Annotated in this window: 17 protein-coding genes; 15 read left to right on the top strand and 2 right to left on the bottom strand. The window is 35.8% G+C overall.

All coding sequences use genetic code 11. The features are described from left to right. Window positions 1-57: 57 nt before the first annotated feature. Entirely contained in the window at window positions 58-393 is a 336-nt protein-coding gene (locus PLA12_03635) for a hypothetical protein (GenBank protein HOQ31586.1), read from the bottom strand. Window positions 394-553: 160 nt separating this feature from the next. Here PLA12_03635 and PLA12_03640 point away from each other — a divergent pair, with 160 nt between their 5' ends. The 14 genes from PLA12_03640 (at window position 554) to PLA12_03705 (ending at window position 18,122) form a co-directional block, all read left to right on the top strand. Beyond that, a complete protein-coding gene (locus tag PLA12_03640; protein HOQ31587.1) occupies window positions 554-1,081 on the top strand; it encodes a UvrB/UvrC motif-containing protein in 528 nt (175 codons plus the stop codon). A gap of 3 nt (window positions 1,082-1,084) precedes the next feature. Next, complete coding sequence (locus PLA12_03645) at window positions 1,085-2,227, top strand: hypothetical protein (GenBank protein ID HOQ31588.1); 1,143 nt, start codon at window positions 1,085-1,087, stop codon at window positions 2,225-2,227. A 36-nt stretch (window positions 2,228-2,263) separates the two neighbouring features. After that, window positions 2,264-4,765: an ATP-dependent Clp protease ATP-binding subunit gene (locus PLA12_03650; protein HOQ31589.1), complete on the top strand. Its 2,502-nt coding sequence runs from the start codon at window positions 2,264-2,266 to the stop codon at window positions 4,763-4,765. Between the two features lie 63 nt (window positions 4,766-4,828). Next, window positions 4,829-7,144: an outer membrane protein assembly factor BamA gene (gene bamA / locus PLA12_03655; GenBank protein ID HOQ31590.1), complete on the top strand. Its 2,316-nt coding sequence runs from the start codon at window positions 4,829-4,831 to the stop codon at window positions 7,142-7,144. Between the two features lie 128 nt (window positions 7,145-7,272). After that, complete coding sequence (locus PLA12_03660; protein HOQ31591.1) at window positions 7,273-7,866, top strand: OmpH family outer membrane protein; 594 nt, start codon at window positions 7,273-7,275, stop codon at window positions 7,864-7,866. A gap of 51 nt (window positions 7,867-7,917) precedes the next feature. Then, entirely contained in the window at window positions 7,918-8,961 is a 1,044-nt protein-coding gene (lpxD, locus tag PLA12_03665; protein ID HOQ31592.1) for a UDP-3-O-(3-hydroxymyristoyl)glucosamine N-acyltransferase, read from the top strand. After that, window positions 8,958-10,283, top strand: a complete 1,326-nt coding sequence (lpxC, locus tag PLA12_03670; GenBank protein HOQ31593.1) for a UDP-3-O-acyl-N-acetylglucosamine deacetylase — start codon at window positions 8,958-8,960, stop codon at window positions 10,281-10,283. Before lpxD ends, lpxC begins: the two co-directional genes overlap by 4 nt. A 122-nt stretch (window positions 10,284-10,405) precedes the next feature. Further along, window positions 10,406-11,533: an efflux RND transporter periplasmic adaptor subunit gene (locus PLA12_03675; protein ID HOQ31594.1), complete on the top strand. Its 1,128-nt coding sequence runs from the start codon at window positions 10,406-10,408 to the stop codon at window positions 11,531-11,533. A 16-nt stretch (window positions 11,534-11,549) separates the two neighbouring features. Continuing rightward, window positions 11,550-12,524, top strand: a complete 975-nt coding sequence (locus PLA12_03680; GenBank protein ID HOQ31595.1) for an ABC transporter ATP-binding protein — start codon at window positions 11,550-11,552, stop codon at window positions 12,522-12,524. Between the two features lie 4 nt (window positions 12,525-12,528). After that, window positions 12,529-13,644 (top strand): ABC transporter permease, encoded by a 1,116-nt coding sequence (locus PLA12_03685; protein ID HOQ31596.1) that lies wholly within the window; start codon window positions 12,529-12,531, stop codon window positions 13,642-13,644. Window positions 13,645-13,747: 103 nt separating this feature from the next. Further along, window positions 13,748-15,010, top strand: coding sequence for an MFS transporter (locus PLA12_03690; GenBank protein ID HOQ31597.1), 1,263 nt, complete (start codon window positions 13,748-13,750; stop codon window positions 15,008-15,010). A 29-nt stretch (window positions 15,011-15,039) separates the two neighbouring features. Further along, the gene (locus PLA12_03695) at window positions 15,040-15,753 is read left to right on the top strand and encodes a CDP-alcohol phosphatidyltransferase family protein (protein ID HOQ31598.1); all 714 of its coding nucleotides are present in this window, start codon (window positions 15,040-15,042) and stop codon (window positions 15,751-15,753) included. 3 nt (window positions 15,754-15,756) lie between these two features. Further along, entirely contained in the window at window positions 15,757-17,313 is a 1,557-nt protein-coding gene (locus PLA12_03700; protein ID HOQ31599.1) for a hypothetical protein, read from the top strand. Between the two features lie 335 nt (window positions 17,314-17,648). Then, window positions 17,649-18,122, top strand: a complete 474-nt coding sequence (locus tag PLA12_03705) for a hypothetical protein (GenBank protein ID HOQ31600.1) — start codon at window positions 17,649-17,651, stop codon at window positions 18,120-18,122. 5 nt (window positions 18,123-18,127) lie between these two features. Here PLA12_03705 and PLA12_03710 read toward each other — a convergent pair whose 3' ends face one another. Then, entirely contained in the window at window positions 18,128-19,492 is a 1,365-nt protein-coding gene (locus PLA12_03710) for a Gfo/Idh/MocA family oxidoreductase (GenBank protein ID HOQ31601.1), read from the bottom strand. Between the two features lie 206 nt (window positions 19,493-19,698). On the opposite strand from PLA12_03710, the gene PLA12_03715 reads away from it, so the two are divergent. After that, complete coding sequence (locus tag PLA12_03715; GenBank protein ID HOQ31602.1) at window positions 19,699-21,558, top strand: AAA family ATPase; 1,860 nt, start codon at window positions 19,699-19,701, stop codon at window positions 21,556-21,558. The last annotated feature ends 31 nt before the right edge of the window (window positions 21,559-21,589 follow it).

The following is a 21,589-nucleotide window of genomic DNA, read 5'->3' on the forward strand; positions in this document are numbered from 1 at the left end:
ATAATAATTAACAATGACGAAAAAGGAAAAATAGATATAATTAAGGCAGGTAATTTTTTAATTATAAGAAGGGGGACCCCGATGTGAATTAGGCTGGATGATGATTCTTATAGAACTGGTTTTAGGTTTTAAGAATATAGTTTTCCTGAAGTTGTATTTAACAAGAGTAAAAAACAACAGTGAAATAAGAAGGGGAGTGAACATTAAAATTCGGAAAGGTCCTTTTCCCTCTTTACCACCAAAAGATTTCTCCCAGATACCAGGTAGTAAACCATGAAGAACTGCAATTAGAAGATACAAAGCAAGTGCTATACAAACAAACTTTATTAAGTTTTGATTGTTTATAGCCACTTTTCCTATTGTAAATTTATATGTTTTTTTCTTCTTATTCATTGTGGAGGTGTTTTTAATTATAGAATGAAAATTTGAGTTAGATTTATTGTAGATAATTTTACTCTCTTTCCTCAAATTTTAAACCTATATACAAAACTTACTGATGTGAAGGGGATATACTTATAATGTTATAATTATATAAATATTAAAGGAACACGGAATGCTTTGTCAGAGATGTCATAAAAAACTTGCTTCAGTCCGATATGCGGAAGTAATTGATGGTCATGTAACAGAAATTCATTTATGCCCCGACTGTTTACTGGAAATTCAGAAAAATCCGAAGGGGTTTAACTTTGCTTCAGTTGAACCCCAAGTTAAAGAACGACATGAAGAGCCAGAGGAGATTGTAAAGAGGTCAAAGACTAAAACTTTGTGTTCGGTTTGTGGAACACAAATTAATTATATTCAAGAAAAATATAAAGTGGGTTGTTTTACTTGCTACAAAACTTTCGGACCTGAAATTGAATCTATCCTTGAAGTTATTCAGGGAGGGAGTTCCCATATAGGTAAAAAACTAAATTATGCTAATGATGAAGAACGGATTCAGGCTCAAATCCTGCTCGATACAAAAAAGGCATTAATACGACAAGCCATTAAATCGGAGGATTATGAATCTGCAGCAAAATTGCGTGATGAAATTTTAGACTTAGAAAAAATGCTATCTTCATGGAAAATAGGTAAAAATTAACTTATGATGATGAAAACATGGGTCGAAAATAAGCCAGTTTGGTGGAAAGAAGAAGTATATGGTGCACCTGTATCTATTTTAACCGTAGGAACATTATGTCGCAATGTTGCAGGTTTCTTTTTCCCTATGAGAATGAGTGAAGAAGAAAAACAGCGACTTGAGGATTTACTGAAGGAAAAATCTCTCCGATTGGATGGGGTTTCCATAGATGATTACATTAGTTTTGCGGGAATTTCTCCGCGAGAAAATCTGTTTTTGTCAGAGCGTTTTCTTGTATCTTATGATTTGCTTTCCGGGATTGGACATCGAGGAGCATTTATTAGCAAAGACCAACGTTTTTCTGTAATGGTAAATGCAGGAGAACATATTGCTTTCCGTGTTGTGTTTGCTGGGCTTCAAGTAGAAAAAGTTTGGGAACTCTTGAATCAGGTAGATGATAGTATCAGTTCTTCTGTAGATTATATGACCGACCCACGCTTAGGTTTTTTGACTTCAGATTTAAACCTCATCGGAACAGGGTTAAAATTATTTACTATACTCCACCTTCCCGGTTTAGCAAGAACAGGAAGTATTATGCTCTGGGAAGAAAAATTAAAATCGTTAGGTTTTTACCTTAAAGGTATAAGAACAGGACCTCCTGCAGATGCACGACCTCTGGCGATACCCAAACACCTAATTGAGCAGGGTTTCCATAGCTCTTTATCGTCTCCTGTTGCTGTAGGTTTGATTGAAACTGTGGGTAGTTTATTTGTAATTGGCAATAGATATACTTTAGGTTTTTCTGAGGCGGAGATAGTTTTTTCCTTATCTCATATGGTTAGTGAGATAACAAAAGCAGAAATGGATGCAAGGCAAAAACTACTTGCATCCAGTAAACTAACATTAGAAGATATGGTAGGCAGAGCCGAAGGTGTTGCCAAAGGAGCCCGATTTTTAGAATTTCCGGAAGCAATAGAATTGTGGTCTGCTCTGCAGTTAGGTTTTTCCTTAAATTTAACATCAAACTCAATTTCCTCATTACCGTTATCTTTGTTGTTTGAACTTCAAGGAGGGCATATTATTGTAAATTTGACTTCTAATGGTAATAACACAATAAAGATGAGTTTGATGCGTGCCAATCGATTTAAAGAAATATTTAATAATTAATTATTCATAAAAATATATTTTCAGGGAGAAAAATAAATGTTGTGGGAACGCTTCACAGAGAGAGCCCGACATGTAATAGCGGTTGCTCGAACAGAAGCCTCGAAAAGGGGCAGTGAATATGTCCGAACCGAACATATTCTCTTTGCTCTTTGTCTTGAAGTTGAAGGGATTGCTGCAAAAGCCTTAATGAATATGGGAGTGGATTTAGAACAAATAACGCAAGAAATCGAACATCGAAGCCCACAAGGACCTGCTTTACTTATATCAGAAGAAATAACATACACTCCCCGTGCAAAAAAAGTATTAGAAATGGCAGCGGAGGAGGCTCATCGTTTTAATCATACTTATATTGGGACAGAACATATACTTTTAGGGCTAATCAAAGAAGGGGAAAGTGTCGCTGCTAAATTATTGGCAGAGTTTGGTGTGGATTTAAATCGAGCACAAACAGAAATTATGAAACTACTTGGAGAGCATGGTAAATCCGGTGGTAAAAGTGAAATGTATGAACGAAAGAAATCATCAACGCCGGCTCTTGATACATTTGGCAGAGACCTGACCTTTTTAGCAAGGGAAGGAAAATTAGACCCCGTAATTGGTAGGGAAACGGAGATAGAGCGTGTTGTGCAAATATTAAGTAGAAGAACCAAGAACAATCCCATTTTAATCGGAGAGGCTGGCGTAGGTAAGACCGCAATTGTAGAAGGACTTGCTCAGGCTATTATTAATGGAAATGTTCCCGATTTACTTCTTAATAAAAGAGTATTGACATTGGATTTAGGGTCTGTTATTGCAGGAACAAAATATCGAGGACAATTTGAAGAACGATTAAAAAGTGTAATGAGAGAAATTCAAAGGGAAGACAATATAATCCTTTTTATTGACGAGATACATACTATTGTTGGTGCTGGTGCTGCTGAAGGAGCTGTGGACGCAGCCAATATGTTAAAACCTGCGCTTGCACGAGGAGAACTACAATGTATTGGTGCTACAACTGCCGATGAATATCGGAAATATATTGAAAAAGATGCTGCTTTAGCAAGACGCTTTCAAACAATTTTTGTTGAAGCCCCTTCTCCCGAAGAAACCATAAGAATTTTAATGGGACTTCGAGATAAATATGAAGCCCATCACAAAGTTAAGTATATGGATGATGCTATTATTGCTGCGGTAAAACTTTCCGACCAATACATCACGGACCGTTATTTGCCCGATAAAGCAATAGATGTGCTGGATGAAGCAGGTAGTCGTGTCCGACTGCAAATAACCACACGTCCCAAAGAATTAAAGGAATTAGAAACAGAAATAGAAAAAGTAACGCAAGAAAAAGAAATAGCAATAAAACATCAGGAATTTGAAAAGGCAGCTTCGCTGAGGGATAAAGAACGCCGTCTGCAAGCCCAGTATCAGGAAAAGAAGAAAGAATGGGAATTGCAGAGAGATTCTTCTCAGGCAATTGTAACATCAGAAGATATTGCTTATGTTGTGTCCAAATGGACAGGTGTTCCCCTTACCAAAATTGGAGAAACAGAAACCGAACGATTACTTCGTATGCGAGATGAATTGCATAAATCTATTGTAGGGCAAGACATGGCTATTGACGCAATTACCCGAGCCATACAAAGGTCAAGAGCCGGTATAAGACATAGCAATCGCCCGGTGGGTTCCTTCCTTTTCTTAGGTCCCACAGGTGTAGGTAAAACACTCCTTGCTAAGAAACTGGCAGAGTTTTTGTTCGGAGATGAACGAGCATTAATTACATTAGATATGTCAGAATACATGGAAAAATTTACTGTATCCCGTTTAATGGGTGCTCCTCCGGGATATATTGGTTATGATGAAGGGGGTCAACTTACAGAACAGGTGCGAAGAAGACCTTACTCAGTTGTATTATTCGATGAAATAGAAAAGGCTCACCCAGACATATTTAATGCACTACTTCAGATTCTTGAAGAAGGTCAGATGACAGATGGAAGTGGAAGAAAAATAGATTTCAAAAATACAGTTATTGTATTGACATCCAATATCGGTGCCCGTAAGATAGGGAAATCAACTTCATTAGGATTCCAGAAAGATTCTGTTGAGGAAGAATATGAAAAAATGCGGGACCGTGTTATGGAAGAGGTTCGGAAAACTTTTAATCCCGAGTTTTTAAATAGGTTAGATGAAATTTTAGTATTTCATAGGCTTACTCAAGAAGAATTAGAAAAAATTGTTGATATACAGATAGCCGAAGTTGCTAATAAATTAAGTGAGAAACAGGTAAAATTAGAAATTACACCTGAAGCGAAAAAATTCCTTGTGCAAATTAGTAGCAGTGAAGAATATGGGGCTCGACCTTTAAGACGGGCTATACAACAAAATATAGAAGACCCCCTTGCAGAGAAGTTACTTATTGGCGATATTAAAGAAGGAAATACTATACTAATTAAAGTTTCTGAGGATAATAAAAAATTAGAATTTGCTCAGAAAGAAAACGAATTTGAAAATCAGTTGCAAAAAAACGATAATAATACAGTAAAATTAATAAGTAATTAATTAGGGCTTACTGTAGGCAAAACATTGAAAATAAATTAACAAACTAATAAAGGGATTTGTTAAATGTTTAAAATAAGATATATGTATGTGGGCTGTTTTTTCGTTATCATTCTATTTTGCGGTAATGTTATGGCTCAATTAGAGGAATATGCCGGAAAAGAAGTAGTTTCTGTTCAGGTAAAAGGATTAGAAAAAATTAATGAGCAGGTAGTATTAGGACAGGTAGAAACGAAAACAGGACAAAACTTAAATCCTCGTTCTATCGCAAGAGATTTAAAAAGAATTTATGGGCTGGGTTATTTTGTAAAAGTTGACGCCGAGGTTACTCCAGAGGGAAATGGAGTAAAAGTTGTATTCGTTGTTGAAGAAGAACGAAGAATCGCAGATGTTAAAATAATTGGTTGTAAAAAAATAAAACCCCGCGCTATAGAACCAACTTTGAAACAAAAACGAGGGGCTTCTTTTATTCCAGAATTATGTGAAGAAGATAGAAAGTCTATTATCAATATGTACCAGGGGAAAGGTTATGCAAATACGAAAGTTGATATTATAACAGAAAAAATAGACCCTGGACTTGTCCGAATTATTTATTCTATTGATGAAGGGAAAAAAGCCCGTATTAAGGAAATAGAAATCGAAGGGAATAGCGCTTTATCAGACCGACAGATTAAAAAGGCAATGAAAACAAGACCTGCCTGGTGGTTTTTAGGTGGAAAGTATGATGAAACAAAGTTTGAAAACGATTTGGACAATGTCGTGAACAAATATGGAGATAATGGATATTTAGATGCAAAAGTGACTCATACGGATGTTCTTTATACGGATGGTGGTAAAAAACTAAAAATAAAATTATTTGTAGAAGAGGGTGAACAATACAAAGTCAAGTCAATCCAATACGCCAATAATAGTGTGTTTGACAATGATGAATTTGAAAAAGAGATAAAGGTAAAGCCCGAAGATATTCACAATAAAGGACAGGTTGCCAAAGATGCCCAAAAATTAGAAATTAAATATCGCGATAGTGGTTATGTGGATGCAACAGTTACACCCCAAGTGTCCAAAGATGAACAAAATAAAACAACAAATATCGCATACAATATATCCGAAGGAGAATTGAAATATATTAAACAAATAGATGTTACCGGCAACGATGTTACCCAAGATAATGTAATTCGCAGTCAAATGTTAATAAAACCCGGTGAAAGGTATGACGGTTCCTCTATAGAATCCAGTAAGCTAAGACTTGAAAATACAGATTACTTTGATAAGGTTCGTATTACACTTACAGATGATGATGTTGACCCAAGATATTCCAATTTACTTGTAGATGTAGAAGAAGGTAAAACTAATACATTTTTGTTCGGAGCAGGTTATAGCACAGATGAAGGTATTGGTGGATTTGCACAACTTCGCCTGAGAAACTTTGACATTACAAATTGGCCTCACTTCTCCGGTGGAGGACAACAATTTTCTGCCCGTGTTCACCTGGGAGATAGAAGAGACCGTTATAATGTAAGTTTTACAGACCCTGAAATCTTTGGTTATCCCATATCTTTGGGTGTTGACCTTTATAATGAATCCTATTGGGTAAGAGGTGGTGCTGATTATCGCGAAAATCAGGCAGGCGGACAAATCCGATTTGGAAAGGCTCTTTCATTATATAATACTGCCCGCTTATCTTTCCGTGTAGAAGATGTAGATATTAGTGATTTGCCATGGTTTGTTAATAGAGAAATTCGCCGACAAACAGAGAATTCAACCACAGTTAGTACCGTGTTGAGTCTTGAAAGAAATACTTTAGACCGTCCCAGAGACCCTTCTCGTGGCATTAATGCTATTTTAAGTTCAGAACTTGCAGGGCTTGGCGGTGACAATAATTTTGTGAAATTACAATTCGATTTGTCATGGTTTAAAGCATTAGACAAAAATCAAAAATGGGTCTTAATGTTAAGAACTCGTGAAGGCTGGATGACAGAATATGGCGATTCTGATTATATCCCACTGATTTATAGATTCTATGCGGGTGGAACTACGACAGTCCGTGGTTATGACTATCGCGATATAGGACCTAAGATTCGTGAGTATGGCTGGTTTGGAGATTGGATTGCAGAAGGAGGAAATCTCCGTCTGGTTAATAATTTAGAATTAAAGTATAAATTAACAAACATGATTCGTATCTACTCCTTTGTAGATATGGGTGGTGTATGGAAAGATGAGGATGACCTTGATTTATCAGATTTGAGATATAGTGCCGGTCTTGGTTTAGGAGCTGAAATTCCAAAATTTGGTCCTATTCGTATAGATTATGGTATACCGCTTAATCCAGATGAAGACCAAGGAAGCGGTAAATTACATTTGACCACAGGTTTACAGTTTTAATTCTCCACATAGTTAAAAGTTACTTTTCTTTATCATAGGAGATAATGAAATTTAAAATAAAAATGTGATATACTTTCGTTAATTATATTGAATTGTTAATTAACCCTATTAAAAAGAAAGGAAAAGTTGTGAAAGGGAGATATTTTTTCATTTCATTATTTGTTTTAAGTTGTATTTTAATTCCTTTAAAGTCTGTAATGGCACAAGAACCTGCTAAAAGTGCCGATACAGGGACATCTTACAGAATTGCTGTTGTGGATGTTGAACTTGTTATGAGGGAGTACAACAAAAGAAAACAAAAATACGAAGAACTTCAAAAAGAAGTAGATGCCCAACAAAAAGACCTCGATAATCTAATGAACCGAATTGAAGAAGACCGTAAAAAACTTGAATCCGGTAAAGCAACTATGAGTGATGAAGAAAAACTTGATTTGAAAATGAAGATAGAACAAGAAGCGGCTTCATATCGGGCTGAACTTGAAAAACGGCAAAAAACCATTGATAGTAAAGAAGAAAGAATTATTCGTGAATGCTTAGATGATATTCAGAATGCTATAAATATAATAGCAACTTCGGATAATTACCATCTTGTTTTTAATGCAGGGAAGTCCCTGAAAAGCAGTTTGTTATACCATAGTCCAACTATGGATATTACTTCTAAAGTTCTGACTCAGTTAAATTCTAATTCTTCCGTAACCGTTACACCGAAACCTAAAAAATAACTTCGGTAGAATTGTCCAATACTATAATCATATTTGAATATTTGAAAACAGATGCAAATAAAAGCAATACAAATAGCACAATGGGTAGATGGCAAAATTATTAGGGGAGAGGAAAATACTTTAATAACCGGGCTTAATAGCATTGAGAATGCTCGAGAAGGTGATTTAATCTTTATTCGTGATAAAAAATATGAAGCCTACCTTTCACAAACACATGCATCAGCAGTTCTTATAGCAGAAGAACCAACAGTCCCCCTGCCTGAAAAAATGGTGTGCATTGCTGTAAAAAATCCAGAAATTGCTTTTATTCAAATATTGCAAAAATTTGGATTCTCTCAACCTTCCATTCCTAAGGGAGTTCATTCTACCGCTATTATTGGAGATGATGTCCAATTAGAAGAAGGAATTGCAATAGGTCCGTTTGTGTTTATCGGAAAAAACACGCAAATCGGAAAAAATACCATAATCTTCCCCAATGTTTATATTGGTGATAATTGCCAGATAGGTGAGAGTACCTGTATTTTCCCTAATGTGACTATTCGGGAGAATACCACTGTAGGTTCTCAATGTATTATACATTCTGGAGTTTGTATTGGAACCGACGGATTTGGTTTTGTGTTCGATGGAAAGGAATGGATTAAAGTCCCCCAGATGGGACGGGTAATTATTGGTGATAATGTAGAAATTGGGAGTAATACCTGTATTGATAGAGCAACCTTTGGAGAGACAAAAATAGGTTCAGGAACTAAAATTGATAATTTAGTTCAGATAGGACATAATGTTAAAATTGGAGAAAATTGTGCCATTGCCGCTACTACAGGTATTGCTGGAAGTGCAGTAATAGGCAATTGTGTCCGTATCGGTGCAGGTGCTGGTATTAACGGACATATCACAATTGGCGATAATGTGACCATTGGCGCATGGTCAGGTGTAGCAAAATCGGTAGAAAAAGACGCTATTGTTTCGGGATTTCCTGCGGTAGAGCATTCTCGAGCCAAGAGAATATTAGTTGCTCAGCAATATGTCCCGGAACTACTTAAAAGAGTTAAAGACCTTGAAATGAAAATTCAAAAAATAGAGAATGATTGCGTATGAAGAACCAAAGAACAATTAGCAAAGAAGTATCCTTCTCTGGAGTTGGGTTACATAGTGGAAGTTTAACCACAGTGACATTCAAACCTGCTCCTCCCGACACAGGTATAATTTTTATACGAACAGATATGGCGGGTAAACCGGCTATCCCTGCTGATATTGACCATGTTATTGATGTTTCCCGTGGCACGACTATAGGTATTGGCAGTGCTAAAGTCCGCACAGTTGAACATGGCTTAGCGGCTATGGCAGGGTTAGGCATTGATAATCTATATATAGAACTTGATAATGAAGAAATACCCAATGGAGATGGAAGTGCCCTCCCTGTAATGAACTGCCTTTTAAAAGCAGGAATTACTGAACAAGAAGAACCTAAAAGAGCTTTGGTCGTGGATAGACCTGTTTACTATCGACAGGATGAAGTTACATTAAATGTTCTTCCATCAGATGAGTTGCGAGTAACAATGACCATTGCCTATGACCATGTAGCTATCGGCACCCAATATGCAAGCTTTCCTGTCAACGAAGAGACTTTTATGACACAAATAGCCCCTGCTCGAACTTTTTGTTTCTTAAAAGAAGTAAAAATGTTAAAAGAACAGGGATTAATTATGGGAGGTAGCCTGGAAAGTGCCGTAGTTATTGGTGATGAGGAAATTCTCAACGATGGACTTCGTTTCCCAGATGAGTTTGTTCGTCATAAAATCCTTGATTTGCTTGGAGATACTTATCTTTTAGGGCGACCCTTAATTGGACATATTATTGGGGTTAAATCCGGACACGAAAAAAATGTTATGTTTACCAAACAAATTAAAAAGGTATATTTGAATGGCTATGGCATTTATGCTGTTCATGACCCAAGACCAACGGCACACCGACAAATCCCTGTTTTGGATGTAAACAAAATATTAAGGATATTGCCCCATCGCTACCCGTTTCTCCTTGTTGATAGAATTATTGAATTCACCTCTATGAAGAAAGTCGTAGGTATAAAAAATGTAACTGTAAACGAACCTTTCTTCCAGGGACACTGGCCTGATGTTCCAGTAATGCCCAGTGTTTTAATTCTTGAAGCCATGGCACAGGTCTCTTCTGTCCTTATCTTCCGTGAAAATGGAGAACCGCCCCTTTATCAGGCCTATTTCATTGGAATTGAAAATGCTTCTCTAAGACGATTGGTCGTTCCTGGGGACCAGCTTGTTGTAGAAGCAGAGATGTTGTATTACAAAAATGATTTATTCAAAGCGAAAGTAATTGCTTCTGTCGAAAATCAAGTTGTGGCAGAAGCATCTATGACTTTCGGTCTTGTTGAAATTAAAAAATAACCTATCTCTGCATCTTCTCTTTATTTTGTATTTATTATTTTAAGTAAGTTATTATTTTCTACTTGAATTTTTAATGACAATATTGAAAAACTAATTTTTACAAAATATATTTTGACAAAAAAATGAAATATAAGATTTTCAGCAATAACTTTTTTGTAATACTTTTAATTAGTTCTATTGTATTTTGTTCATGCAATAAAGAAGAAAGAACTTCCTTTTTAGTTTCAGGACAAATTGAATGCAAAGTTCATACTCCAGGTTCAACAGTTGGAGGTCGTGTTATTGATGTTTTTGTTAGGGAAGGGGATGTAGTAAAAAAAGATACTACCTTAATTCAGTTTGATTGCGCCCAACAAGAGGCAATGTATCAATCTGCTCTTGCCGGGGTTAAGCGTGCTGAATCTTTGGTAGAGAAACTAAAAAAAGGTGCTACAGAGGAAGAACTCCGTCAGGTAGAAAATGCCGTAAAAACAGCAGAAGCACAATATCGGCTTCTGCTTACAGGTGCAAGAGAAGAAGATAAACAATCCGCAAAGGCTACCTTAGAATCCGCAAAATCTGCCTTTGAAATAGCCAAACAAGATTATGAAAGAGCAGAACGACTATTTAACGAAGGGGCTATTTCTAAAAAAGAATGGGAACAGACAAAAATCCTTTTTGAAAAGGCAAAAGCAGAATATCGTGTAGCCGAAGAAAGACATAAGCAACTACAAAAAGGTGCCCGTGATGAAGAAATAGAAGCAGCAAAAGCGAATTGGGAACGCTCAGTTGCTATGTTTGATGAAATAAAAAGAGGACCGCGAGTTGAAGATATTCGTTCTGCGGAATCAGCATTAGAATCAGCTCGAGCCGAATTATCACGAGCAGAAACCGTTCTGAAAGAATGCACTGTAAAATCACCCATTGATGGTATTGTAGAATCTGTATCTGTTCGCAAAGGAGATATAGTCCCACCGGGTCCCTGTATCCGTATTGTAAATCCAGATGATTTAGAAATGGTTATCTATGTCCCTGCCTATATATTGGGTCATATTTCCATTGGGCAAACATTAAATTTCTATACAGATGCTCACAAGAATGAAACATTTTCAGGGAAAATTATCTACATTGCTTCCGAAGGTGAATTTACTCCAAGAAATTTGCAGACACAGGAAGAGAGAATACAACAGGTGTTTGCTGTAAAATTGTCGTTAAACTCATACGGTGGTAAACTTCGTGCAGGAATGACTGCTACTGTGAAAGTTCGTTGATACAATGAGTATAAATTTGTCAGAGGTAGAAAATAACCCAATTTCTCAACAGGTTAATCCTGCAGTAATTGAGGTAAATGAATTATCCCGAAAATTTGGTTCTTACACTGCTGTAGATCATGTTTCTTTAACAGTTCGCAAAAGAGATATATTTGGTTTTTTAGGTCCAAATGGTTCTGGAAAAACAACGCTAATTCGCATGTTATGTGGAATTCTCCGTCCTACCTCCGGCGAAGCAAGGGTTTTAGGATTTGATGTGGTTTCGGAAAGTGAAGAGGTAAAAAAGTCTATAGGTTATATGTCACAACAATTTAGCTTATACTCTGACCTTACTGTTCTTGAAAATATTACTTTCTATGCAAGAATTTATGGTATCCCCCGAAAACAAAGAAGAGAACGAATTGACGAAGTAATTAATATTGTAGAGATAAAACCATACCTAAACCAATTATCGGGATCTTTATCTGGAGGGTGGAAACAAAGACTTGCCCTTGCCTGTTCACTGGTTCATAATCCTCAATTGTTATTTTTAGATGAACCTACAGCAGGAATTGACCCTGTTGCCCGTCGTGACCTATGGAATCTTTTATTCGACCTTTCAGCACGCGGAACAACTTTTTTTGTTACTACTCATTATATGGACGAAGCAGAACGATGTTCTCATCTGGGGTATATCTATTTTTCAAAACTTATCGCTTATGGTTCTCCTGAAGAATTAAAAAAGATGCCCCAGGTAACGCCTGAGGGGTTTATGCGTTATGAGATTAGAATAGACCGACTTACAGAAGCCATGCGTGAGTTGTTAAAAATGCCTTTTGTAAGGGATGCCACTATGTTTTCCGATGTTATTCATATTCTCATTCAACAAGGAAGTGAAGAAGAACTTCAGCAATCTATCCAGAAAAAAGGATTTCATATTCAGAGTTTACGATTAGTGCCACCGACACTTGAAGATGTTTTTGTAACTTTAACTCGTTCTTTTGGAAAGTAGGTATATGTTTCAAGGGCTTTTTGCAATTGTTTATAAGGAAACACGGCATATTATTAGAGACCCACGAAGCCTTTTTTTAATGTTAGTTATTCCAAGTATTGAACTTATTATTTTCGGATTTGCGGTCAATTTGGATATAAAAAATATTCGGACAGGATTATTAAATCAAGATAAAAAAATAGAAAGTAGAAATTTAGTAGACCAGTTTGTTAATTCAGGCTATTTTGATGTTGTTAAGATTTTCAACAATGAAGAAGAAATGGCTACGGCTATGCGTAGGGGAGATGTGCGTGTTGGAATTCACATTCCTCCCTACTACACAGACCGTGTATTAAAAAATGAACATGTAAGTGTGCAAATTCTCATTGATGGCAGTGATTCTACAGTAGCCATGCAGGCTTTAAATGTGAGCAATGCCATCGGATTGAGGGCTTCAATAAAAGTATTAAACAAAACAAAATCCTTGCCCCCTCAGTTCCCTATTGATATGCGACCTCGTGTATTATTCAATCCCGATATGCGAACAGCAAATTTTATGATTCCGGGTTTATGTGGCGTTATCCTTCAAGTAGTGATAATGTTACTAACATCTTTTGCTATTGTCAAAGAAAAGGAACAAAGAACATTAGAACAATTAGTCGTTACACCTGTATCACGCTTTGGACTAATGTTGGGCAAATTGATTCCTTTCTTAGGAGTAGGAATATGTGAAACAGCATCTGTTTTGTTTTTAATGCGATTTTTGTTTCAAGTTCCTATTGCAGGAAGTATTTTCCTTCTTGCTTTCTTTGCAGGTATATTTCTCTTCACTACATTAGGTATGGGGCTATTAGTTTCGACTTTTGCTCAAAATCAAATTCAAGCATTACAAATTTCCTTTCTTATATTATTACCGTCCTTCCTTCTTTCCGGTTTTATGTTCCCACAAGAAACCATGCCCAAAATTATTTATTGGTTTGGACAGATTGTTCCTGCTACTTATTTTATTCGAATTTTACGCGGAATTATTCTTCGTAATGCAGGTTTCTGGGACTTGTGGCATAACGGTGCTATTCTCGCTGCTATGGGTATCGTTATCCTTTTCATTGCCTCATTCCGATTCCATAAAACGATTGGATAAATTCCTAATTTTTAAAATTTGCAGTTTTCCTTGCATATAAACGATAATCCATTAATTTACCTAATCCTATAATGTCCCATGAAACATAAAGAAATAGAGTAGTATGTTCCATAAAAGAATTATGTCTTTCTTTTTACTATGTCAGGTTGGCTTTTGGGTAGATTTTGCCATAATGGCAGGTGTTGTAGCACTGCCTTTCCTCATCCTTGAACATATTCCTAATGGTAATACGGCTATTTCTGGAAATGTCTTTGCTATACAAATGGCAACTTATACAATTACCTGTCTTATAATGTCAAGAGTGGTGGGAAAATCGAAAAACATATTGTCATGGGCAAGATGGGGAGTTATTATTTTTACCTTTTCCTATCCCTTCTATCCTTTCTTCCCTTATAAGTATGCCTTTTATCTACTATCTGCAATAGCCTTTATAGGTATGGCAATTTCTTGGCCTGCTTTCTATGCATGGGTAGGGACAGAAACTAATGAAGCCAAAAGACAGCGAAATCTTGCCTTTTTCAATATTGCCTGGAGTTTAGGTTTTACAATTAGTCCGTTAGTTGCAGGGCCTCTTTATGATATTGATTTTAGATTGCCCTATATCCTAATATTTTTTATAAGTATTTTGTCTTTTATTTTTCTTTTATTTATACAAAACGAAAACAGTCATTATAATCTGGAAGAGAACTCCATAAAGAATTCTGAAAATAACCCCAATGAAGATGAAACAAACAACTTATTTTTATATCCTTTTTGGATAGGGGTTTTTCTCGCAAACTTAATGTCAATTATTCCTCGTTCTACTTATGCTGAACATCTAAAAAAATTGGTTTCAAACAATGAACTTCGCTTTTTATTTGAAGATACAGTTAGTCCCGTCCTAACAGGAGACCCGGCAACAAAGTTTTCCTGGCCTTCCGCAATGATGGCTTTTACTACAGCCGGTGTTTTTTTACTGTTTGCGTGGACCTATTTCTGGAAACATCGTATCTCTTTACTTATTATTTCTCAAGGAATATGTGCTATTACATTTTTCCTTTTATCTGAAACAAAAAGTATCCTTTTAATATGTTTATCTTTTGCCGTAATCGGTGCGAACCATGGTTTAACCTTTTTTGCTAGTACCTATTATAGTGTCAACAATCCTGTTCTTCGACATGGAAGGGCTTCCATTAATGAAGGGCTCGTAGGATTAGGTGGTGTCGTGGGAAGTCTTGTCTTCGGTTTTTTAGTAGATAAATATGGGGTGACAATATCTTACAAATATATAACATTTCTTGTAATTTTTGTTATACTGACCGAATTATTGCTTTTTTATTACCTTCGCAAAAAGGTAAAATTATTACATGATAATAGAAAAGATTGAGGGCATAAGAACAAACAGATTGCTTACCTATGAAGAACGATAAAAAGTATTCCTGCATTCAATATGCTTTGGCATGGTCTATACATTTATTTACAGCGATGGGTGCTGTTTTTGGCTTTTTAGCGATTATTGCTATCGGCAGACACCAATGGCTATTAGCATTTACATGGATGGCTGTATCTGTTTTTATAGACTCTATAGATGGTATACTGGCTCGTGCATTCAAAGTAAAAGATATCTTGCCCAATTTTGATGGTGCTTTGTTAGATAATATAGTTGATTATTTTACCTATGTGATAGTTCCCGCCAGTTTTTTATATGAGACCCATAGTGTTCCTTACAAATTAAATTTATTGTCTTCAATTTTGATAACCCTTTCTTCTGCTTATCAATTTTGCCAATCCGACGCAAAAACAGAAGACCATTGGTTCAAAGGGTTTCCTTCTTATTGGAACATTGTCGTACTTTATATATTTCTTTTAGATTTTTCGGAAAAAATCAATTTTATAATAATTTTGTCTTTAACTATATTGGTATTTGTTCCCATTCGCTACCTGTATCCCAGCAGAGCCGTTCAGTACCGTTTATTAAATCTCATTTTAGTTTCAATTTGGGCATTTCTTATCGTATTATCTCTCTATAATTATCCTAATCATCATGTTTATATTTATTTGTCACTAATATATGTTCTTTACTATTTTATGTATAGTATATGGTGGACAATAAAATTACGCAGAGGTTGATTTATGAATTTATACAAAGGTTTTCCTTTTATTAAGATAATAGAGAAGATAAAAAATTTTGATATTTCCCGATATGCTGAACTAATTGTCCTCTTATCTCTGGGTGTTTCATTAATAATAGTGGCTTTGTATAACTATTATTTACAGCCATGGACATTAGATGATGCATACATTGCGTTTCGATATGCAGAAAATTTTTCAGAAGGAAAAGGTATTGTTTACAACGAAGGCGAATATGTAGAGGGCTATACCTGTTTTTTATGGGTTGTATTATTAGCAGGCTTACATAAAATAGGTTTCGACCTACCTATAACCTCAAAAATTCTCGGTGTCCTTTTTACATTTATTACTATATTCCTAATGTCTCGTGTCCATAAAATTATTAAAGGTACCCATTGGTTAGTTTCTGTTGCAGGTGTTCTAATTTTAGGTTCTATGGGTGCTTTTACTTCCTGGACTATGAGCGGTATGGAAACAAACATGACGGCGTTTTTAATTTTCCTGTCAGTACTATTATTCGGTGCTTTTGTTTCACGAAATACAGTATCATTATCAGGCTATTTTTTAGTGGGAGTTGTAATAGCTCTTGCTGTGATGTCTCGACCCGATGCGGGCATAATTCTTCCCATTCTCGTCTTTTGTTCGTTGCTCCATTCCCTGAAAGAAAGGCAATATCTAAACCCTATATTTATTATATTAGGCTTTTCACTTCTGTTTGTTCCATATTTTATCTGGCGTTATAACTATTATGGGTGGTTACTACCCAATACCTTTTATGTGAAAGTAGGTTCATCGAAAGAGCAAATTAAAAGAGGATTAACCTATGCCTTCTATTTCCTGAAAGGCACTTCTCTTATCTGGGCTCCATTTATCATGCTTCAAATATTTCCTCTACAAACATTAGGGAATAGAGGTTATGTCGTTTTTTCGATGAGTTTAGCAGTCATGTTGAATATGCTTTATGTTATATCGGTAGGTGGAGATTGTATGCCTGCACATCGTTTTTTTACTCCTATAACACCATTATTTGTCGCTGTCAGTGCTTACTCCATATTCTTCCCTGGTGTGTCATATCTCCGTAGTTTATTGTTGGTACTTATTATTGTATGTTTCAATTTGTGGCAATTAAAGAATGACCCCTACCTTTATGAAAGGATTGTGGCTGATGTGGTTGCTGAGAGGGGTAAGGAAGTCGGTTTATGGCTTAGAGATAATGTTCCTCCGGATTCTCTGCTTGCTACAAATACAGCAGGAAGTGTTGCTTATTATTCCCGTTTAAAGACAATTGATATGTTAGGTCTTAATGATGAACATATAGCACATAGAGAAATAAAGACATTAGGGAAAGGTTTTGCTGGACATGAAAAAGGGGATGGGAAATATGTTCTTTCAAGAAAACCCGATTATATTATGTTCGGTTCTGCTACGGGGAATAAAGAACCTCGATTTGTCAGTGACCGCGAAATGGCTGTTGAAGCAGAATTCCGAGAAAACTATGTTTATAAACAATACATTTTACCTTCTGGTAGAGCATTGCACATATACGAGAGAAAGAAATAAAATTTTCCCTTATGGCCTATTTATTATTGGATGAAAATATCTCCATTTTGTTTATCCCTATGGACATATTATCGGAACAAGATTTATCTATTTTTTTTCAGAATAACCAGATTTTCACATCTGAATTTGTTAAATATATTTCCATGTGCCAATCACAAAAACGAAGAAAAGAGATATTATTAAGCAGATTTCTGTTCCTATATATTATGCACACAAATAACGTAAATATACATTACTATAATTCCATAAAAAGAAAAGAAGAAATATTAATAAATAAATATTTTCCTTCTCCTGCACAAACGGTTTACCTTTCTATCAGTCACACGGATAAATGGATGGTGTTTGCATTGTATTCAGTATCTCCAATAGGAATTGACATAGAAAACTCAAAAAGGAAAACAGAAAAAATAAAACAATTTTTAAATGAAAAAATGTTATTGGACTGTTTAGATGAACATCCTTCTGTATTATTATCTCTATGGACGGTATATGAATCATTATACAAATTACAATCCCCTTTAGAAAATCAAAAAAAAGTTTTGAATAGGGTATTATCTACAATAAAAAAAAGTCATCCCCAAAAACTTAATGGTTTTAACTTGTGGAATATCCCTGTCTATAACTACACGACCCTTATATGGGAAGATGAGATTGCCGCTGTTATAGGATGTTTCATTATAAAAGGTAAAATGCCTAAAAAAATAAAATTCTATTCGATTGAGAAATTGGAGAATGAAATAGAAAAGCCTTGTAAGATAGAACTTACAAGGCTTTTAACTTGCGATATGAAATTAGAAATTAATTTCTAAGGGATTTATAAAGGTAATTCCCAACCTTTACGATATTCTTTTGTTAAGTACTTATTGGCTTTCTTAACATTTGTAATCTTCATGGAAGCAACATCAAATTCAATTTTTTCACCCGCCCAGAGTGCTACATTTCCAATATTAGCGACTTCTGTAAGAGGTCCTGCATATTCAAAATCGGAACATGCTTTCTGATTTGTTTTGATACTTTCTATCCAGTTCTTAAATGGGTTTTCTTCAGGGATTCGCGGAATAGTAGGTTCCGGTTTCTTATAATCTTTCATCTTTTCCGCAGGAACTAATCTGGAATCACCTCCGTAGCAACCCGAAGTAAGATAACCGTTTGTCCCAACAAACAAGGAGCCATTATCACCATCACCTAATTTTTCATCTGCCGGTATACCTTCAGGTCGTTTGGGTAAAAGACCACCATCATACCAGTATACATCTACAGGAGGCATATTTCCACGAGCAGGGAATTGGTATTTTATAATGGATTTCTTCGGTGCTGTTTGTTTATTCATTCCTTCCTGTTGCAGAACTTCTACAGTATATTTAGGTGCTTCATATAATTTCAGTGCCCAGAATGCGGGGTCCATAATATGGCAAGCCATGTCTCCAATAGCACCACATCCGAAATCCCACCAACCTCTCCATTTGAACGGAGCATAACCCGGATTATAATCTCTCATGGGAGCCGGACCTATCCACAAATTCCAGTCAATCGTAGGAGGGATATCTCGTTTAGGTAAGGGCTTTTCAATACCTTGAGGCCAGATAGGACGATTTGTCCATATATGGGCTTCTTTCACATCACCTATAGCACCAGCCCAAATCATTTCACATAACTCACGAACGCCATCGCCAGCATGTCCCTGATTTCCCATCTGTGTAATTACGCCTGTTTCTTTCGCAATTTTAGTTAATAAACGGGCTTCAGCAATAGTATGGGTCAATGGCTTTTGCACGCGGACATGTTTACCCATCATCATAGCCATATATGCTGCCGGGGCATGTATATGGTCGGGAGTAGAAATTATGACAGCGTCTATTTCTTTATCCATCTCTTCCAACATTTTCCGATAATCTTTGTATCTTTTAGCATTCGGGAGTAGATAAAAGGTTTCCTCTGCTCTCTTATCGTCTACATCACAAAGAGCAATAATGTTTTCACTCTTGCAATTCATAATGTCACCTTTTCCCTGTCCTCCTACTCCGATTCCTGCGATATTAAGTTTCTCATTCGGGGAAACTTTTCTTGGAACGACACTGGCAGTGTTTATTTTTTGTTTTTTTGCAAAGGCTGTTCCAGCCACAGCAAATGTTGTGCTAACAGCAAGAAACGCACGACGAGTTAACTGGCTATCTTTCATAGATATAACCTCCAAAATAGTTATAAGTTAAATTAAATTAAAGGATTCTCTTTTGTCCCATAGACTAAGAGAAAACTACAATATAAACTGTATTATATTATATCAATTTAATAATCAAATATAATAGTCGTTTTCTATTTGGTATTAAAAATCGGTAAAATATAAAGAAATAAATATTTACAGGAAAAGCAATCGTTATATTTAATATGTATGAATCTTTTTACGGATTAAAAGAAAAACTATTTAGTCTTACTCCTGACCCTAAATACCTCTTTTTGAGTGAGAAACACAAAGAGGCTTTTGCCCATCTTTTGTTTGGAATAAAAAACAGAATGGGTTTTATTATGGTAACAGGGGAGATTGGGACTGGCAAGACTACTATTTGCCGTGCCCTTTTATCTCAACTCGACCCCGATACAGAACTTGCTTTTATTTTTAATCCCTGTCTGAATCCTGTGGAATTGTTAAAAAGAATTCTTACCGAATTTGGAGTTCAAACAAAGGCAGAAACACTACTTGATTTAACAGACCAGTTAAATGAATTTCTTTTATCCAAATCGCGGCAACAGAAAAATTGTGTTTTGGTTATTGATGAAGCACAAAACCTTACACCGCCTGTTTTAGAACAAATCCGATTATTGTCCAATTTAGAAACAGAAAAGGAAAAATTATTGCAAATTGTTCTTATTGGACAGCCCGAATTGTTAGACCGTCTTAAACTTCATGAATTAAGACAGTTAAATCAACGAATAACAGCCCGTTATCATCTGAATGCTCTGGATGAACAAGAGACACGCCAATACATTGCTTATAGAATTCATATTGCAGGCGGAAAAAAGAGAATCCAATTTTCTCCCAAAGCCTATAAACTGATTTATAAACATAGTAAAGGAATTCCCCGTCTTATAAATTCTATCTGTGATAGGTCTTTGCTGGTGGGTTATACCCGTGAAAAGAAAGTAATAGACCATGATATCGTCAAGCAGGCATTAAAAGAACTTCATGGACAATTGGAAAATCCTCAACGCACACCTACGAAAAAAAGAGACTGGAAAAAATTTATCCCAAGCCCGTCTTTAATTGTCGGAATTGCTTTAATTCTGATTGCTTTTCGTATCTGGTATATCCCTATAAATGAAATGGCTCAGGAATTAAGGAATTTTAATAATATTTTCTCTCCACATACACCAAATTCTGATACAACCCCAAATTCTACATCACAAGTTGAAGCAGTTAGTAAAAAAACGGGCGACGATATTAGTCCAGAATTTTCTGCAAAATTAATTGAGGGTTTGTGGAAACGCTTTTTTGAGGAAATGCCACAAAAAACAGATGATACAGTTCAAATGATAGAAGAACTAAATGTAGATGCAGAAAAGAGTCGTGTAGAAGGTGCCTTACTTTTATTAAGAATGTGGAATATGGCTCAAGTGAAAAGTCAACCCGATGATAATTCCCCGCAGGGATTGGTTCGCTTTTTTAATGAAAATGGTTTATCTGCAGAAGTGTTACAAACAACTGTCTCTCAAATTTTGACCATTGGCTTACCTTCAATGGTGTATATGAAACAGAATGAAAAAGAATTTTGGGGTTCTCTTGTTCAAGAAAAAGGAGATAAAGTTGTTTTATTTTTGGGTTCACAGAAATTAGTAGAAGTTTCCAAAGACCAATTCCGTGCCATTTTTACAAACCTTTCCGTTATCCCATGGAAAGATGACTCTAAAGTTAAATCTTTATCAATAGGTTCTTCCGGTGATTCTGTTGCCCAGATAAAAACACTTCTACAAAGAGGGGGATGGTTATCCAAAAACAATAACACAAATAAATTTGATGAGGAAACACAAAAAGCAGTAAAGAATTTACAGAGAGAAATGGGTTTGCCTGTAGACGGAGTTGCAGGAAAACAAGTGCGATTGGGATTAAAAAAATGGGAAACAGATACTTATGTGCCTACTTTAAAAAATACCCCTTTATTTCTTCTCCATCTACCCTTCGAAAATAATGCAATGTTGATTTCTAATCCCAATAGTGCTAATATGATAGAAGGTAATTTAAAAGCAAATTAGGTCCTCTAATATTGGTTGTAAAATAGGTGAG

The sequence above is a fragment of the Candidatus Hydrogenedens sp. genome (assembly GCA_035378955.1).
Lineage (GTDB): Bacteria > Hydrogenedentota > Hydrogenedentia > Hydrogenedentales > Hydrogenedentaceae > Hydrogenedens.

Excerpts from the sequence above, each read along its gene's own strand:
- lpxC (HOQ31593.1), top strand. The coding sequence starts at position 8,958 with ATGAAGAACCAAAGAACAATTAGCAAAGAAGTATCCTTCTCTGGAGTT.
- PLA12_03640 (HOQ31587.1), top strand. The coding sequence starts at position 554 with ATGCTTTGTCAGAGATGTCATAAAAAACTTGCTTCAGTCCGATATGCG.
- PLA12_03715 (HOQ31602.1), top strand. The coding sequence starts at position 19,699 with ATGTATGAATCTTTTTACGGATTAAAAGAAAAACTATTTAGTCTTACT.
- PLA12_03705 (HOQ31600.1), top strand. The coding sequence starts at position 17,649 with ATGGTGTTTGCATTGTATTCAGTATCTCCAATAGGAATTGACATAGAA.
- PLA12_03635 (HOQ31586.1), bottom strand. The coding sequence starts at position 393 with ATGAATAAGAAGAAAAAAACATATAAATTTACAATAGGAAAAGTGGCT.
- PLA12_03695 (HOQ31598.1), top strand. The coding sequence starts at position 15,040 with ATGAAGAACGATAAAAAGTATTCCTGCATTCAATATGCTTTGGCATGG.
- lpxD (HOQ31592.1), top strand. The coding sequence starts at position 7,918 with ATGCAAATAAAAGCAATACAAATAGCACAATGGGTAGATGGCAAAATT.
- PLA12_03675 (HOQ31594.1), top strand. The coding sequence starts at position 10,406 with ATGAAATATAAGATTTTCAGCAATAACTTTTTTGTAATACTTTTAATT.
- PLA12_03650 (HOQ31589.1), top strand. The coding sequence starts at position 2,264 with ATGTTGTGGGAACGCTTCACAGAGAGAGCCCGACATGTAATAGCGGTT.
- PLA12_03690 (HOQ31597.1), top strand. The coding sequence starts at position 13,748 with ATGTTCCATAAAAGAATTATGTCTTTCTTTTTACTATGTCAGGTTGGC.
- PLA12_03685 (HOQ31596.1), top strand. The coding sequence starts at position 12,529 with ATGTTTCAAGGGCTTTTTGCAATTGTTTATAAGGAAACACGGCATATT.
- PLA12_03700 (HOQ31599.1), top strand. The coding sequence starts at position 15,757 with ATGAATTTATACAAAGGTTTTCCTTTTATTAAGATAATAGAGAAGATA.
- bamA (HOQ31590.1), top strand. The coding sequence starts at position 4,829 with ATGTTTAAAATAAGATATATGTATGTGGGCTGTTTTTTCGTTATCATT.
- PLA12_03645 (HOQ31588.1), top strand. The coding sequence starts at position 1,085 with ATGATGATGAAAACATGGGTCGAAAATAAGCCAGTTTGGTGGAAAGAA.
- PLA12_03710 (HOQ31601.1), bottom strand. The coding sequence starts at position 19,492 with ATGAAAGATAGCCAGTTAACTCGTCGTGCGTTTCTTGCTGTTAGCACA.